Source organism: Maribacter dokdonensis DSW-8, assembly GCF_001447995.1.
Lineage (GTDB): Bacteria > Bacteroidota > Bacteroidia > Flavobacteriales > Flavobacteriaceae > Maribacter > Maribacter dokdonensis.
The window spans coordinates 223775-239005 of record NZ_LDPE01000002.1 but is presented as its reverse complement, the minus strand read 5'-3'; the positions used below and the strand labels follow the sequence as shown (position 1 = coordinate 239005).

Annotated in this window: 18 protein-coding genes; all 18 read left to right on the top strand. The window is 35.6% G+C overall.

Annotation, left to right across the window (positions count from 1 at the left end; all coding sequences use genetic code 11):
• The first annotated feature begins 13 nt into the window (after positions 1-13).
• The 18 genes from atpB to I600_RS10590 all read left to right on the top strand — a co-directional run bounded on the left by atpB (position 14) and on the right by I600_RS10590 (position 15227).
• Positions 14-1192, top strand: a complete 1179-nt coding sequence (gene atpB / locus I600_RS10675) for a F0F1 ATP synthase subunit A (RefSeq protein ID WP_394332403.1) — start codon at positions 14-16, stop codon at positions 1190-1192.
• 38 nt (positions 1193-1230) lie between these two features.
• Entirely contained in the window at positions 1231-1425 is a 195-nt protein-coding gene (gene atpE, locus I600_RS10670) for an ATP synthase F0 subunit C (protein WP_027065438.1), read from the top strand.
• A gap of 87 nt (positions 1426-1512) precedes the next feature.
• Complete coding sequence (locus I600_RS10665; RefSeq protein ID WP_058104527.1) at positions 1513-2013, top strand: F0F1 ATP synthase subunit B; 501 nt, start codon at positions 1513-1515, stop codon at positions 2011-2013.
• Between the two features lie 8 nt (positions 2014-2021).
• The gene (gene atpH / locus I600_RS10660; protein WP_058104526.1) at positions 2022-2561 is read left to right on the top strand and encodes an ATP synthase F1 subunit delta; all 540 of its coding nucleotides are present in this window, start codon (positions 2022-2024) and stop codon (positions 2559-2561) included.
• Between the two features lie 60 nt (positions 2562-2621).
• Positions 2622-4202 (top strand): F0F1 ATP synthase subunit alpha, encoded by a 1581-nt coding sequence (gene atpA / locus I600_RS10655; protein ID WP_058104525.1) that lies wholly within the window; start codon positions 2622-2624, stop codon positions 4200-4202.
• A gap of 81 nt (positions 4203-4283) precedes the next feature.
• Positions 4284-5144 carry an ATP synthase F1 subunit gamma gene (gene atpG / locus I600_RS10650; protein ID WP_058104524.1) on the top strand — a complete coding sequence of 287 codons (861 nt, stop codon included), beginning with the start codon at positions 4284-4286 and terminating at the stop codon, positions 5142-5144.
• A gap of 137 nt (positions 5145-5281) precedes the next feature.
• A complete protein-coding gene (locus I600_RS10645; RefSeq protein ID WP_058104523.1) occupies positions 5282-6502 on the top strand; it encodes a TCR/Tet family MFS transporter in 1221 nt (406 codons plus the stop codon).
• Between the two features lie 73 nt (positions 6503-6575).
• Complete coding sequence (locus tag I600_RS10640) at positions 6576-7418, top strand: alpha/beta fold hydrolase (RefSeq protein WP_058104522.1); 843 nt, start codon at positions 6576-6578, stop codon at positions 7416-7418.
• The gene (locus I600_RS10635) at positions 7418-7918 is read left to right on the top strand and encodes an RNA polymerase sigma factor (protein WP_058104521.1); all 501 of its coding nucleotides are present in this window, start codon (positions 7418-7420) and stop codon (positions 7916-7918) included. The genes I600_RS10640 and I600_RS10635 overlap by 1 nt, the downstream gene beginning before the upstream one ends.
• Entirely contained in the window at positions 7905-8465 is a 561-nt protein-coding gene (locus I600_RS10630; RefSeq protein WP_058104520.1) for a hypothetical protein, read from the top strand. Before I600_RS10635 ends, I600_RS10630 begins: the two co-directional genes overlap by 14 nt.
• 149 nt (positions 8466-8614) lie before the next feature.
• Complete coding sequence (locus I600_RS10625) at positions 8615-8986, top strand: hypothetical protein (RefSeq protein ID WP_157490886.1); 372 nt, start codon at positions 8615-8617, stop codon at positions 8984-8986.
• 51 nt (positions 8987-9037) lie between these two features.
• Complete coding sequence (locus I600_RS10620) at positions 9038-10498, top strand: lipopolysaccharide biosynthesis protein (protein ID WP_058104518.1); 1461 nt, start codon at positions 9038-9040, stop codon at positions 10496-10498.
• Positions 10495-10929: a dUTP diphosphatase gene (gene dut / locus I600_RS10615; protein ID WP_058104517.1), complete on the top strand. Its 435-nt coding sequence runs from the start codon at positions 10495-10497 to the stop codon at positions 10927-10929. Before I600_RS10620 ends, dut begins: the two co-directional genes overlap by 4 nt.
• A 16-nt stretch (positions 10930-10945) precedes the next feature.
• Positions 10946-11881 carry a tetratricopeptide repeat protein gene (locus I600_RS10610; RefSeq protein ID WP_058104516.1) on the top strand — a complete coding sequence of 312 codons (936 nt, stop codon included), beginning with the start codon at positions 10946-10948 and terminating at the stop codon, positions 11879-11881.
• A gap of 7 nt (positions 11882-11888) precedes the next feature.
• The gene (locus I600_RS10605; protein WP_058104515.1) at positions 11889-12674 is read left to right on the top strand and encodes a DUF4292 domain-containing protein; all 786 of its coding nucleotides are present in this window, start codon (positions 11889-11891) and stop codon (positions 12672-12674) included.
• 4 nt (positions 12675-12678) lie between these two features.
• Complete coding sequence (locus I600_RS10600) at positions 12679-13902, top strand: murein hydrolase activator EnvC family protein (protein WP_058104514.1); 1224 nt, start codon at positions 12679-12681, stop codon at positions 13900-13902.
• 11 nt (positions 13903-13913) lie between these two features.
• A complete protein-coding gene (locus tag I600_RS10595) occupies positions 13914-14759 on the top strand; it encodes an aldo/keto reductase (RefSeq protein ID WP_157490885.1) in 846 nt (281 codons plus the stop codon).
• Between the two features lie 147 nt (positions 14760-14906).
• Positions 14907-15227, top strand: coding sequence for a hypothetical protein (locus I600_RS10590; RefSeq protein WP_058104513.1), 321 nt, complete (start codon positions 14907-14909; stop codon positions 15225-15227).
• Positions 15228-15231 lie beyond the last annotated feature (4 nt).

Genomic DNA, 15231 nt, shown 5'->3' with positions numbered 1-15231 from the left:
TGATAAAGAACTAATGATGCAAGTTTCAAATACGATTAAAACCTTATTACAACTTCTAATACTTTGTTTTTCATTGCAAAGTTTCGCGGTATCAGACACAGCACCTGAAGGAGCGGTAAGTGGTAAGGAGCAGGTAGATGAGTATATTTTACATCACCTTAAGGATTCTCATGATTTTCATTTATTCTCCTATACCAATGATGCTGGAGAAAGAAAGCATGTTGGTTTTCCGCTTCCGGTAATACTTTGGTCAAGCAATGGTTTGGTGACTTTTATGTCATCAGAATTTCATCATGACGATAACGGACACGTAATTGTTGAAAAGAACGGTTCTAAATTTGTAAAACTTCACAGTAAAATTTATGAGTTGGAAGCTGGTGCTTCATCTGTAAATTTTGACGAAGAACATCACGCAACAAATGCGCATAAAGTTTTAGATTTTTCTATTACTAAAAGTGTTGTTGGTATCTTGTTGGTAGGTTTGTTATTGTTGTTTGCATTTTCTTCTTTAGCTAAACAATATACTAAGAAAAGTGTACCAACTGGTTTTGGTAGAGTGTTGGAGCCTCTTGTTTTATATGTTAGAGATGAGATTGCTAGACCTAACATTGGAGAAAAACATTACAGAAGATTTACAGGGTATCTTTTAACGGTATTCTTTTTTATATGGGTGTTGAACTTGTTGGGGCTTACTCCATTTGGGTTCAATGTAACTGGGCAAATAGCGGTTACAGCTTGTTTGGCAATATTTACCTTGATCATATATACGGTTAGCGGTAACAAAGATTACTGGATGCACATTTTGTGGATGCCAGGTGTACCGGTTTTCGTAAAACCAATTTTGGCGATTATAGAATTGGCAGGTGCTTTTATCATTAAGCCTTTTTCATTATTGGTACGTTTGTTCGCAAACATATCTGCAGGGCATATTGTTGTAATGAGCTTAATTGCGATTATGTTTACGCTAAAAGAAAGTTTAGGTGTGGCAGGTGCTACGGGTCTTTCATTGGTTTTATCATTCTTTATCACGCTTATTGAGGTGTTGGTGGCCTTTTTACAGGCATATATTTTTACGGCACTTTCAGCTTTGTTTATAGGTATGGCGGTAGCGGAACATGATCACGACCATGAGCATGATTCTCACGGTCATGAAGTGGCAGATGTAGAGGATGTTAGAGGGGATTTTATTTAACAAGAGTTTTTTTAATTTAATTATATAAATCAATTAGTATGGTAACTTACAATTTAATTGGAGCAGGTTTAATCGTTATCGGAGCAGGTTTAGGTCTTGGTCAAATCGGTGGTAAAGCAATGGAAGGTATTGCTCGTCAGCCAGAAGCGGCAGGAAAAATTCAAACTGCGATGATTATCGTAGCTGCACTTTTAGAAGGTTTAGCATTCGGTGCTTTGTTCTTAGGAAAATAAGAACACGAAAACCCAAAGACATCTTCCTGTAACGGTTGGTTACAGGAAATGTTTTTAATTATTGATTTAGATTTTAAAGATTAGAATATGGAAGTTTTATTGAATGATTTTTCACCAGGATTGTTTATCGTACAAACAATTCTATTATTAGGTTTAATTTTCTTAATGGTAAAATTTGCTTGGAAACCTATCTTGAACTCTTTGAACGAAAGGGAGACAGGTATTCAAGAAGCATTGGCCGCAGCTGAAAAAGCAAAAGCGGATATGCAAAACTTACAAGCGGATAATGATAGAATGTTGCAAGAGGCACGTGCTGAACGTGAATCTATGTTGAAAGAAGCTCGTGAGATCAAAGAAAAAATGATAGCTGATTCTAAAGAGCAGGCAAAAGCTGAAGGCGACAAAATGTTGAAACAAGCGCAAGCTGCTATAGAAAGTGAGAAAAAAGCTGCTGTTGCCGATATTAAAAGTCAAGTTGCAGAATTGTCTGTAGCAATAGCTGAGAAAGTTATAAAAGAGGAGTTATCTAGCAATGACAAGCAATTGAAGTTGGTAGATACCATGTTGAGCGATATAAAACTTAACTAAAAGAAATAATGAGCGAATCTAGAGCTGCATTACGTTACGCAAAGGCAATATTGGACATGGCCAAGGAAAACAAAGCCTTGGATGCTGTTGAGAAAGATATGCGTTCAATCGCCACTACTATTTCAGATAGTAAAGAATTAAAAGATGTATTGGCAAGTCCGGTGGTTTCCGGTACTTCTAAAAAGAGTGCATTACTTGAAATTTTCAAAGGATGTAATTCAATTACGGAAGGCGCTATAACAATGTTGGTAGACAACAAGCGTTTAGGTATGTTAAATGAGGTAGCCTTAAAATACATTATCCTAAATGAGCAATTAAAAGGTAAGAATGTTGCTTACGTAACAACCGCTGTACCTTTAAATGCCGCGATGGAGAAAAAAATATTAAAGCAGGTTGCTACTATTACTGGTGATGAGGTTACCATTAAAAGTAAAATTGACGAAAGTATTATTGGAGGTTTCATCTTAAGAGTTGGAGATTTACAGTATGATGCTAGCGTAAGCAACAAGCTTAATAACTTAAAAAGAGAATTTTCAAATAGTCTATAATAACAATATAAGACCACGAATGGTTACATTCATTGTCTAATATCTTATATCTAATTAAAAATGGCAGGAGTAAAAGCCGCTGAAGTATCAGCAATTTTAAAGAAACAATTATCAGGATTCGATGCTACCGCTACTTTAGACGAAGTAGGTACTGTATTACAGGTTGGTGATGGTATCGCTAGAGTTTTCGGACTAGCTAATGCTCAATATGGAGAATTGGTTGAATTCGAAGGCGGTCTTGAAGGTATCGTTTTGAACCTTGAAGAAGATAACGTTGGTGTGGTTCTTTTAGGACCTTCTAAATCTGTTGGTGAAGGAGATACGGTTAAGCGTACACAACGTATTGCTTCTGTAAAAGTTGGTGAAGGTATTGTTGGTCGTGTTGTGGATACCTTAGGTAACCCGATCGATGGTAAAGGACCTATTGCCGGTGATACTTATGAGATGCCACTTGAGCGTAAAGCTCCAGGTGTAATCTACAGAGAGCCTGTAACAGAGCCAATGCAATCTGGTATTAAGGCAATTGATGCGATGATCCCAGTTGGTAGAGGGCAGAGAGAGCTTGTTATTGGTGACCGTCAAACTGGTAAGACTACGGTTTGTATTGATACCATTCTAAACCAAAAAGAATTTTATGATGCTGGTGAGCCTGTTTACTGTATCTATGTTGCCATAGGTCAGAAAGCATCTACCGTTGCCGGTATTGCTCAAGTATTGGAAGATAAAGGTGCAATGGCATATACTACCATTGTAGCTGCTAATGCATCTGATCCTGCGCCAATGCAAGTATATGCACCGTTTACCGGAGCATCTATTGGTGAGTATTTCCGTGATACAGGTCGTCCTGCATTAATTATATATGATGATTTATCAAAACAAGCGGTTGCTTACCGTGAGGTGTCTCTTTTGTTAAGAAGACCACCAGGACGTGAGGCTTACCCAGGTGACGTTTTCTACCTACACTCTAGATTATTGGAGCGTGCTGCAAAAGTTATCAATGATGATGATATTGCAAAAGAAATGAACGATTTGCCAGAGGTGTTAAAACCAATGGTAAAAGGTGGTGGTTCTTTAACGGCTTTGCCAATTATTGAAACTCAAGCAGGTGATGTTTCTGCATATATCCCAACGAACGTAATTTCTATTACTGACGGACAGATATTCTTAGAGCAAGATTTATTCAACCAAGGTGTTAGACCAGCAATTAACGTAGGTATCTCTGTATCTCGTGTTGGTGGTAACGCTCAGATTAAATCAATGAAGAAAGTTGCCGGTACATTGAAACTGGATCAAGCACAGTTCCGTGAATTGGAAGCCTTTGCTAAATTTGGTTCAGATTTAGATGCTGCGACATTGAACGTAATTGAAAAAGGACGTAGAAACGTTGAAATATTAAAACAAGCTCAGAATGATCCATTTACGGTAGAAGATCAGGTAGCTATAATCTATGCAGGTTCTAAAAACTTGTTAAGAGATGTTCCTGTTGAGAAAGTAAAAGAATTCGAACGTGATTATTTGGAGTTTTTGAACGCTAAGCACAGAGATGTTCTAGATACCTTGAAGTCTGGTAAGCTTACAGATGAAGTAACAGATACCTTGACTTCTGTTTGTAAAGAGCTTTCTGCGAAATATAAGAACTAAAAAAGTACTGAGTACTGAGTAAAAAGTACAAAGTGTTGAAGCAACTTAATACTTTGTACTTTTTACTAAATACTGAATAAAATGGCAAATTTAAAGGAAATACGAAATAGGATTTCATCGGTTTCTTCAACGATGCAGATTACCAGTGCCATGAAAATGGTTTCTGCTGCAAAATTGAAAAAGGCGCAAGATGCCATTACGGCAATGAGACCTTATGCCGATAAACTGACCGAATTACTACAAAACCTAAGTGCTAGTTTAGAAGGTGATTCTGGTAGTGTTTATGCCGATAATCGTACGGTGAATAAAGTTTTGGTCGTATCGGTTACTTCTAACAGAGGTCTATGTGGGGCGTTTAATACCAACATCTTAAAGCAATCTGTTAACCTTGTTGAAAATGTTTATGCAGGTAAAGAAGTTGATTTTGTTGCGGTAGGCAAAAAAGCTAATGATTATTTAGGTAAACGCTATAATGTTATTGCTAACCATAGTGGTGTATTTGATGATCTAACCTTTGATAATGTTGCAGCAATAGCAGAGAACTTAATGGAATTGTTCACGGCTGGCGCATATGACCGTATTGATATTGTGTACAACAAATTCAAAAATGCGGCTACCCAAATTGTTATGACCGAGCAGTTTTTGCCAATTGTACCATTAGAGGTAGAAGAAACGGCAAGTGCAGATTATACTTTTGAGCCTTCTAAGGTTGAAATTATAGAGCAATTGATTCCTAAATCCTTAAAAACACAATTGTATAAAGGTATTAGAGATTCTTTTGCTAGTGAACATGGTGCTCGTATGACTGCAATGCACAAGGCTACAGATAATGCAACTGAGCTACGTGACCAATTGAAATTGACATATAACAAAGCAAGGCAAGCAGCAATTACTAATGAAATTTTAGAAATCGTTGGTGGTGCAGAGGCATTGAACAATTAAAAATGTTCACATATAGATGACTTCATGTTGTCTAAAGCTTAAACGCTTTAAACTATATATAAAAACCCCACTAACCAGTGGGGTTTTTGTTTTTATTGCTTTTATTTTCCTTTTTTTACCCGACTTTTGTCATCACCATGAAATCCAATAAAACCGCCTTACTTTTTATATTCATAACTATTCTTGTTGATGTCATTGGCATTGGTATAATTCTACCAATTATCCCTGATTTGATTATGGAATTAACGGGTGAAGGCAATCATATGGCTATTATCTATGGTATGTGGTTAACAACGGCTTTTGCAGGTATGCAATTTCTGTTTTCGCCTGTATTGGGTGAAATATCCGATAAATATGGTAGACGTCCCATATTGCTTATCGCCTTGTTAGGGTTAAGTATAGACTATTTAATCCACGCTTGGGCACCTTCTATTGTTTGGTTGTTTTTGGGTAGGTTTTTAGCGGGAATTACTGGTGCAAGTTTTACCGTGGCATCCGCCTATATTGCTGATGTAAGTACCAAAGAAAACAAAGCAAAGAACTTCGGATTAATAGGTGCTGCATTCGGAATAGGTTTTATTATAGGTCCGGGTATAGGTGGTTTTTTTGGTGAAATAGATATACGTTTGCCTTTTTATATAGCTGCAGGGTTAACATTTGCAAACTTTTTGTTCGGATATTTCTTTGTTCCAGAATCATTGACCATGGAGAACAGAAGACAAATTAACTATGCAAAGATGATTCCTGGGGTTTCATTGTTCGCATTGCGCAATTATAAGGGAATTCTACTGTTGATTTCTGCATTTTTCTTGGCAAACCTTGCTGGTCAGGCATTACCTTCTACATGGTCTTATTACGGGATAGAACGGTATGATTGGAACCCGAGACAAATAGGATTGTCTCTTATGGTAGTTGGCTTATTGGTTGCCGTTGTTCAAGGGTTTTTGGTTGGTAAATTAGTGACAAAATTTGGAAAACGTAAGGTTATCATCTATGGCTTTTTATTGTGGACAGTGGGTATGTTCTTGTTTTCTTTTGCCCATGAACCTTGGATGCTGTATGCATTCTTGATTCCATATGCATTGGGTGGTATTGCCGGACCTACCGTACAAGGTGTTATTTCTAATCAAGTATCGGAAAAAGAGCAGGGAATTTTACAGGGCTCTATAACCGGTCTGGTTAGCATAACGGCCATTTTAGGGCAATTTATATTTGCGCCCGTATTTTATTATTTTATTAGGCCTGAGACTTCAATTTATTTTCCTGGCGCTCCATATGCCCTTGCCGCGGTTCTTCTCTTAATTGCCTTTATTTTGGCTACAACGGCTATAAAAAGGATGGATGTAGAACCAGAATAATATTTTTTCAAATAAAAAGGTAACATTTTTTAATTCTTGAATCTAAAGGGTGAACAAAACAAAAACTCTTACGATGAAAACAATTAAATTATTAGTATTCGCATTATTTTTTATTTCCTCCTTTTCAATAACTGCTCAAGACAACCCTTTTAAAGTTGAAGTCATTGGTAAAGGTGAACCAATACTTTTATTTCCGGGCTTTGCCTGTACTGGTGATGTTTGGGAAGCTTCCGTTGCTGAGCTATCTAAAGATTATGAATGTCATGTATTTACGTTTGCCGGTTTTGGCGATGTGCCCGCTATAGAAAAACCTTGGCTACCAAAAATTAAAGATGAATTGGTTAAGTATATTTCTAGTAACAAATTAGATAATGCTGTTCTGCTTGGGCACAGTTTAGGCGGTGCATTAGCACTTTGGATGGCTACAGAAAATAGTGCTTTTAAAGAATTGATCATAATTGATGCTTTGCCCTCAACCGGTGCTTTAATGATGCCTAACTTTAAAAGTGAATATATGGTTTATGATTCACCTTATAATAAGAAAGTAATGGGCATGAACGATAAGGATTTTGAGTCTATGGTCAGTCAAATGGCAAGCGGAATGGCTTTAGATGCATCAAACCAAGAAATAATAAAAGATTGGATGATAAAAGCTGATCGAGAAACATATGTCTATGGTTATACTGATTTATTGAAATTGGATTTGCGTAACGACCTTTCTAAAATTGATATACCTGTAACCATTTTAGCGGCAACTGAACCTTATGGGATAGAAATGGCTAAAACCACATATAATAGTCAGTATAAAACCCTTAAAGAATATAACTTGGAATTTGCCATGGGATCTTCGCACTTTATAATGTTTGATCAACCAGATTGGTTCATTGAAAATGTACTTAAAGCATTAGAGGATTAATGACACCTAAGGAGACAACATATAAAAATATATATGAGATTAATTACCCTAAAGTAATGCGTTTATGCATGGGGTATACCGGAGGTAATGATGTACTGGCCAAAGATTTGACCCAGGAAACGTTCATTAAAGTTTGGAAAAACTTAGATACGTTTAGAAATGAAAGCGGAATAGCTACATGGATCTATAGAATTTGTGTGAATACTTGTTTGGCAGAAATACGTAGGGAGAAGAAAGAAGAGAAAAAACTACAAATTGATGATTTGCAAATAAGTGAGAGTAGTGAAGATTCTGTAGAAAAAGAAGATATGCTTTTTCAATTGTACAAATGCATCAACCAATTAAGTAACACTAACAAGGCTATAATTTTGTTGGAACTAGAAGATGTGCCACAAGTAGAGATCTCAGAAATCATAGGGATTAAGCATGACGCTATCAGAACTAGAATACATAGAATAAAACAACAACTTACAAAATGTGCAAATCATGAACAATTTTGAAGATTTACAAAATACATGGCAAAACCAATCTAAGATATCTGCAACTGAAGAGAGTTTTAAATCACTCTTGAAAAGTGTAAAATCCATTGAAAACAAACAAAGAACAGGGAATGCAGTTTTAACAATTACAATCATAACATTGTTCGCTTTTCTACTGTACGTTTCCGGCTATAAAAATGCGACATTTTTATTGGGGATCGCTTTAATGATCGGTAGTTTAATGGTTAGAATAGGTATTGAGCTCTTTAGTTTAAGAAGATTAAGATCTATCAATTTTAGTGCTGACTATAATACGTTTAAACAAGATTTGACTACATACTACTCCTTCAGAAGGTTTACACATTTTATAATTACTCCATTGGTGATTATTATTTATACCGTTGGGTTTATTATTCTGTTACCTCTGTTCAAAGCATCGCTGTCACCTGGTTTTTATGTATATATACTATGTTCATCCATAGTTTTTTTAACGGTTTTCTGTGTATTTATTTACAGGCAGGTAAAAAACGAGCTTAATAAATTAAGGCAATTGCAAAAGGCGGATTAGTGCATTAAATTGTGATAGCCATGTTAAATGACGTATTAAACCCATATTACTTATTATCTTTATAAGTATAATATGGTCTAATGAAATATCTTAATACTTATTTTTTACTTTTTTGTCTTTGTTTAACTAGTTGTACTTCTCAGAAAAAGTTGCAAGCAGAACCTTCATTTGATATAGGTAAAGCGTCTTGTCAGGAATATGTGAGTGGTCGTGAAGAAAGCGGTTCTGGTACAGAATTGAGAATTCCGGTTACGTTGATTGAGAATTCCGATATTCAAATGAATCATGTTTATTTTAGGGAAAAACAGGTAGATGCCATCGTCAATTCAGTGAATGGCGAAAATGTGATCGTTGTCAGAATACCTAATACTGCTTTAAAGTCTCCTGAAGCTATAGATTTAAACCTAGGTAAAGATGAGGCCGTTGTGAGTTACAGCGAAAATGGAAAGTTGAAATATGCAAAGGTATCAGACATAAAACAAAAACAACCCCTAATTTATAAAGGCGCACCCAAAAACTAACTTTGTAACTAGGCTTTTAATAGGTACTTTTATCGCCTTAATGTACAGTGCTTGAATCCACTCAAAAAACTTTTTAAACAAACTGCGATCTATGGCTTGGCAACTGTCTTGCCAAGGATGATTTCATTTTTACTTGTACCTATTTATACCGATGTAATGGCACCGGGCAAATATGGTGAGGTTACTTTGATATTTTCTTGGTTTGCAATTTTCAATGTTTTTTTGGCATACGGTATGGAAACGGCGTTTTTTCGTTTTTACAAGGAATCAGAAAATAGAAAAAAGGTAGTTAGCACTTCGTTATTATCTATAATGGGCTCAACCGCTTTATTAGTTTTAGTGGGCATATTATTTAAGACGCCATTGTCCACTGCGTTGAATATTGACTTGCCTTTTATGAATTATGTATTAGGGATATTGGCATTAGATGCTTTAGCTATTATTCCTTTTGCTTGGTTAAGGGCTAACGAAAAGCCAATGCGATACGCCATTGTTAAAATATTAAATGTATCTCTTAACCTAGGGCTCACCTTATTTTTCTTGATCTTTTTACCTAAGATAGCTACAGGCTCATCAACAGGTTTTTTCAACTCGTTATATAAACCAGATTATGAGATACCTTATATTTTAATTGCCAATTTAATTGCTAGTGGTGTTACATTATTATTGATGATTAGGGTTTACATCCGTAAGCCATATGTTTTCGATAAAGAACTCTGGAAAAGGATGGTCCGCTATGCTATGCCGGTTATGGTTGCCGGTATTGCTTTTACCATTAATGAGGTTTTTGACCGTTATCTGTTATCAGAGTTATTGCCAATAGATATTGCCAAAAGTGAAATGGGAAAATATTCAGCATGCTATAAACTTGCGCTGTTTATGACACTTTTTGCGACTGCTTTTAGAATGGGAATTGAACCTTTTTTCTTTAGTCATTCAGATACCAAAAATCCCCAGAAAGCATATGCTCAGATTACAAATTATTTCGTGGTTTTGGGCAGTATTATTTTATTGTCAGTTGTGGTTTTTTCTGATGTTCTAAAGCGTTTTCTTGTTCTAAATGAATCATATTGGGATGCCATGCCTATAGTTCCATTAATTGTTTTGGCAAGTTTCTTCTTAGGAATTTACCATAACCTGTCCGTTTGGTATAAAGTTACGGATCGCACCAAATTTGGCGCTTATATTTCAATGATAGGTGCCGTACTGACTATAATTATCAATTTGATTTTTATTCCGTATTTCGGCTATATGGCATCAGCAGTGGCTACATTAATGGCATATGGTACTATGATGATGCTTTCTTTTTATTTTGGGCGTATGTATTATCCCATTCCATATAATTTTAGAAAAATTATCTTTTATTTAGGAATGTCCATCTTGTTTTCTACGCTTTCATTTTACATTTTTGATAGGAACCTATTTATAGGTATACCTTTGTTATTAGTATTCTTGGGCTTGGTATATAAGCTGGAATTTGAAAATCTTAAAAAATTATATCTAAACAGATGAACATAAAAATTATCAATAAGTCAGGTCACGATTTACCCAATTATGAGACCAATGCGTCTGCTGGTATGGACTTAAGAGCTAATCTTGCCGAAGCGGTTACACTGCAACCTTTAGGAAGAGCTATTATACCAACTGGTCTTTTCATTGAATTACCTGTAGGTATTGAAGCTCAGGTAAGGCCAAGAAGTGGTTTGGCGGCTAAAAAGGGAATAACCGTACTTAATGCACCTGGCACAATTGATGCTGATTATAGAGGAGAAGTAGGTGTTATTTTAGTAAACCTGTCCAATGAAGATTTTGTAATTGAAAGCGGCGAACGTATTGCTCAAATGGTCATTGCAAAACACGAACGTGCAGAATGGAACCAAGTAGAAAGTTTGTCTGAAACTGCTAGGGGAGAAGGCGGTTTTGGTAGTACAGGTGTAAAATAGAAATCTGATAAATAGTATGGTAAAGGCGGTGTTTTTGGGTTTTGTTATCGGGGTTTTATGTACCCCCTTAACCATTTGTGCACAAGAAACGCCTGAATTGGATATTGAACAAAGTTCAGAAGTTTTCCTTGAAGAGTATTCCGATACTTTTCAAGAAAATTTTTTCGAAGGCTTAAAGCAGAAAGGCATTAGAAATTATGACCGTGCAATTACGTATTTCTTGGAATGTAAGCGTTTACAACCTCAAAATACCGTTGTTTCTTTTGAGTTGGCCAAATTTCATTTGTACGAGAAGCAATACATCAATGCACAAGAGTATGCTGTGGAGGCATTGAACGGAGAACCAGAAAATTATTGGTATGCAGAAACACTTGTAGATGTTATTAACGCCAAAAAAGCCGTAATAGGCGATGTTAGAGAAGAATTACCATGGAACAATGTTCAGATGAGGGTGAATTTAGCAGAGATCTATTATTTGAACGAAGATTATGTTACCGCACAAACGCTGTTAAAAGGTGTAAACATCTCTAAAAAGCAAGAGTATTTGGCAAAAAAGATTACGGATTCTATTGCTAACCAGAAAAGGACTTTTGTACATTCAGTTAGAGCCGTAAATACTGCACCTAATAAAGATTTAAACAGTATAGAAGGTTTTAAATCTAGAATAGAGGCAATGCTCAAAACAGATACGGGAAATGATATGTTGTTAAAAACTACGGAAGAAGCAATGGAGAGTTTTCCGTCGCAACCCTATTTTTATTATGCCAACGGAGCTGCTTTGAACAATTTACAAAAGCATAAAGATGCTATTGAAATATTAGAGGGTGCGTTAGATTATTTAATAGATGATATTCCTTTGGAAAATGCCATTTATAAAGAATTGGTCAAAGCCTATACCGCAACCAATAATACGTCTAAAGCAAATATGTACCTTAGTAAAATTAAATCTTGATGTATAGATGATGAAGTTTTTAAAAATAATAGAAATGAAATATGCCTTACCTATGGTCATGATAATTTTCATGGTATCTTGTAAAAGTACAAAGGTGATTTCTGGGGGTACGGTAGATGCTAAGCTATCATCCAAATCAGTTATAAAGGCACATTATCAAAATGAAGCTGGATTTAAAACATTGGCAGGTAGGGTAAAAATTAGTTATTCTGATGGTGAAACCTCACAGAACGTATCAGTGAGCCTACGTATGGAAAAGGACAAGGCAATATGGATGAGTGCTCCTCTTGGCATTGTTAAGGCATATATTACTCCAGATAGGGTGTCTTTTTATAATAAATTGGAAAATGAATATTTTGATGGCGACTTCTCGTATTTAAGTGATTTATTGGGTACAGAAGTAGACTTTTCCATTTTACAAAATTTGCTCACTGGGCAGGCAATTATAGATTTAAGACAAGGAAAATACGATATAGGCATCTCAAATGAGAGTTATCGTTTAACGCCTAAAGAGCAAGACGTTTTATACAAAACATTATTTCAGGTAGAGCCAAAGAACTTTAAGATGGCTTTACAGCAACTTTCGCAACCGCTGGAGAAAAGAGTTTTAGAGATTGCCTATAAAAATTATCAAAGTTTGGATAATGAAATTTTACCTAATGAAATTATGGTAAAAGCAATTACTAAGGATAGTGAAAATAATATAGACCTTGAATTTAGGAATTTGGAGTTGAACGGCACGGTCAATTTTCCATATTCAATTCCTAAGGGTTTTAATGAAATAGAGCTTTAAACAGATGTTGTTCAGATTTAAACCTAGTGTTTTGTTACTATTATTGTTTACTTCGGTAAACCTAATAGCGCAGACTAGCGAACAAAAAGCTTTAGAGGAAAAACGCGAACAACTTCAATCTGAAATACGCGATATCAATAGATTGCTATTTGCTGAGAAAAAGGAGAAAGGCAATGTTCTGGATCAGATGGAAGCCTTGGATAAAAAAATTACGGTGCGCCAACAATTAATTCGGGTAACCAATCAACAATCTAATTTGTTGAACAGGCAAATTAATACCAACATCAGAAATATTGGCAAATTAAAAACCGAACTACAAGAGGTAAAGGATGAATACGCTAAGATGATACAAAAGTCTTATCAGAATAAATCCAAACAAAATAGATTAATGTTCCTGCTATCTTCAGAAAGCTTCTTTCAAGCCTTTAAAAGGCTTCAATATATGAAGCAGTATACAGATTACAGAAAAGAACAGGGAGCTGAGATATTGGCTAAAACTGATGAGCTTTCACGGTTGAATGCCGACCTTAACGAGGAACGAAAAGTAAAAGAGGTATTATTGGCCCAGAACAAAAAAGCAAAGAATCAATTATTTGCCGAAATTCAATCTCAAAAAGCACTTCTAGGAACTATTCGTAAAAATGAAAGCAAGTATGCAAGTGCAATCGAAGCTAAAAAGAAAGAGGCAAGAAAGATCGATCAACAAATAGAAAAATTGATACGAAGTGCTATTGCTGCTTCTAACAAAAAATCTGGTAGCACTTCCAAGAATACCAGCAAATTTGTTCTTACCCCCGAAGCTTCTAGAATAGCCAGCAGTTTTTCAGCGAATAAGGGAAAGCTGATCTGGCCAGTTGAAAAGGGAATTAAGAGTCAGGGGTTTGGAGTGTATGCGGACCCGGTTTACCCAGGGATCAAGCACCAAAGTAATGGTGTGATCATTGCCACGGATGAAGGAGCCAAAGCCAGGGCGATTTTTGAAGGCGAGGTCATTGCAATTTTAGCAGTACCCGGTGGTAACAAAGGTGTTCAAATTAAGCATGGTAACTTTATAAGTACGTATTACAATCTATCTGAACTTTATGTGAAGAAAGGTGATAAGGTATCAAGCAAGGAAGAGTTGGGTATCGTATATACCAATAGGAACAATGGCCAGACCAGGTTAAAATTTTATTTATATCAAGATACGTCTCGTTTAAACCCAGAAGAATGGGTGTACCGTCTTTAAACTGTATTCAAATGGAAAAACACATCAATATTACCGATCTTACAGGGAGTTTTACATTACATAACGGAGTACAAATGCCGTATTTAGGCTTGGGTACTTATCAGTCAGATAATGATCAAGAAGTGGTTAATGCCGTTAAAAATGCACTTGAAATTGGTTATAGGCACATAGACACTGCTGCAATCTATAAAAACGAAGAAGGGGTTGGTAAGGGTATTCGAGAAAGTGGTATAGACAGGAAAGAAATATTTTTGGTTTCTAAAGTTTGGAATGAAGATCAAGGCTATGATGAAACGCTAAAAGCATTTGATGGGAGTTTAAAACGTTTGGGTGTAGATTATCTAGATCTTTACCTTATTCATTGGCCGGTTAGTGGTAAGTATAAAGAAACTTGGCGTGCTTTAGAGTATTTGTATGCTCAAAAAAAAATAAAGGCCATTGGGGTAAGTAACTTTCTTAAACATCATTTAGAAGATATTTTGCAGGATTGTAAGGTGGTGCCTATGGTAAACCAAATGGAGTTTCATCCACATTTGGTACAACAAGATCTTATTGATTTTTGTGCGGATAAAGGAATTCAATATGAATCTTGGTCTCCCTTTATGCAGGGTAAGGTTTTTGAGTTGGATATTTGTGCAGATTTGGCGAAAAAGTACAATAAGAGCGTAGCGCAGATTATTCTACGTTATAATCTTCAAAAAGGTATTGTCGCTATTCCAAAATCTGTTCATGCAAAACGTATAGCGGCTAATGCGGAAATTTTTGACTTTGAACTATCATCTGAAGACATATCCTTTTTAGATGGGTTGGAAACTGGTGAACGTATTGGTCCTGATCCCGATAACTTCAATTTTTGATACCCTATTTTGTGATAATGATTTTTATGTTATTTGAATAATACCATTTCTTTAAAAATTAGTTATTATACTGATTTACATATAGTTATGTTTAGATAATTTCATTTTTTTTGCGAAATTTGGTTAACTGATTAAAAGGAGACTATTATGGAAAATACCTTTACATTACATTCGACGACTACCGATAAAAATTATAATAAAAGAAGTACAAAGTTAAAAGCAGAAACCTATGAGGGTTTTAGATCATATATTCCTATGATGGTCTATGCCATATTTCTTATGGTAAGTTTAATGATTGCCCTATTTAGTTCATTGTTGCTCTCCAGTATTTTCTTTATAGTAGGCAGTATAGTCCTAGCAGCACTTTATGTTTGGGTCAATACAAAAGGTGCGGACATGGAAGTTTCTTTTCAAATTGATGTTGATCAGTCTGAATTGGAAAGGGAGTTATATGAACAAGTGGCTTAAAGTA

Excerpts from the sequence above, each read along its gene's own strand:
- I600_RS10600 (WP_058104514.1), top strand. The coding sequence starts at position 12,679 with ATGTTGTTCAGATTTAAACCTAGTGTTTTGTTACTATTATTGTTTACT.
- I600_RS10645 (WP_058104523.1), top strand. The coding sequence starts at position 5,282 with ATGAAATCCAATAAAACCGCCTTACTTTTTATATTCATAACTATTCTT.
- I600_RS10595 (WP_157490885.1), top strand. The coding sequence starts at position 13,914 with ATGGAAAAACACATCAATATTACCGATCTTACAGGGAGTTTTACATTA.
- atpB (WP_394332403.1), top strand. The coding sequence starts at position 14 with ATGATGCAAGTTTCAAATACGATTAAAACCTTATTACAACTTCTAATA.
- I600_RS10640 (WP_058104522.1), top strand. The coding sequence starts at position 6,576 with ATGAAAACAATTAAATTATTAGTATTCGCATTATTTTTTATTTCCTCC.
- I600_RS10610 (WP_058104516.1), top strand. The coding sequence starts at position 10,946 with ATGGTAAAGGCGGTGTTTTTGGGTTTTGTTATCGGGGTTTTATGTACC.
- atpE (WP_027065438.1), top strand. The coding sequence starts at position 1,231 with ATGGTAACTTACAATTTAATTGGAGCAGGTTTAATCGTTATCGGAGCA.
- I600_RS10590 (WP_058104513.1), top strand. The coding sequence starts at position 14,907 with ATGGAAAATACCTTTACATTACATTCGACGACTACCGATAAAAATTAT.
- dut (WP_058104517.1), top strand. The coding sequence starts at position 10,495 with ATGAACATAAAAATTATCAATAAGTCAGGTCACGATTTACCCAATTAT.
- I600_RS10605 (WP_058104515.1), top strand. The coding sequence starts at position 11,889 with ATGATGAAGTTTTTAAAAATAATAGAAATGAAATATGCCTTACCTATG.
- I600_RS10635 (WP_058104521.1), top strand. The coding sequence starts at position 7,418 with ATGACACCTAAGGAGACAACATATAAAAATATATATGAGATTAATTAC.
- atpA (WP_058104525.1), top strand. The coding sequence starts at position 2,622 with ATGGCAGGAGTAAAAGCCGCTGAAGTATCAGCAATTTTAAAGAAACAA.
- I600_RS10665 (WP_058104527.1), top strand. The coding sequence starts at position 1,513 with ATGGAAGTTTTATTGAATGATTTTTCACCAGGATTGTTTATCGTACAA.
- atpH (WP_058104526.1), top strand. The coding sequence starts at position 2,022 with ATGAGCGAATCTAGAGCTGCATTACGTTACGCAAAGGCAATATTGGAC.
- atpG (WP_058104524.1), top strand. The coding sequence starts at position 4,284 with ATGGCAAATTTAAAGGAAATACGAAATAGGATTTCATCGGTTTCTTCA.
- I600_RS10630 (WP_058104520.1), top strand. The coding sequence starts at position 7,905 with ATGAACAATTTTGAAGATTTACAAAATACATGGCAAAACCAATCTAAG.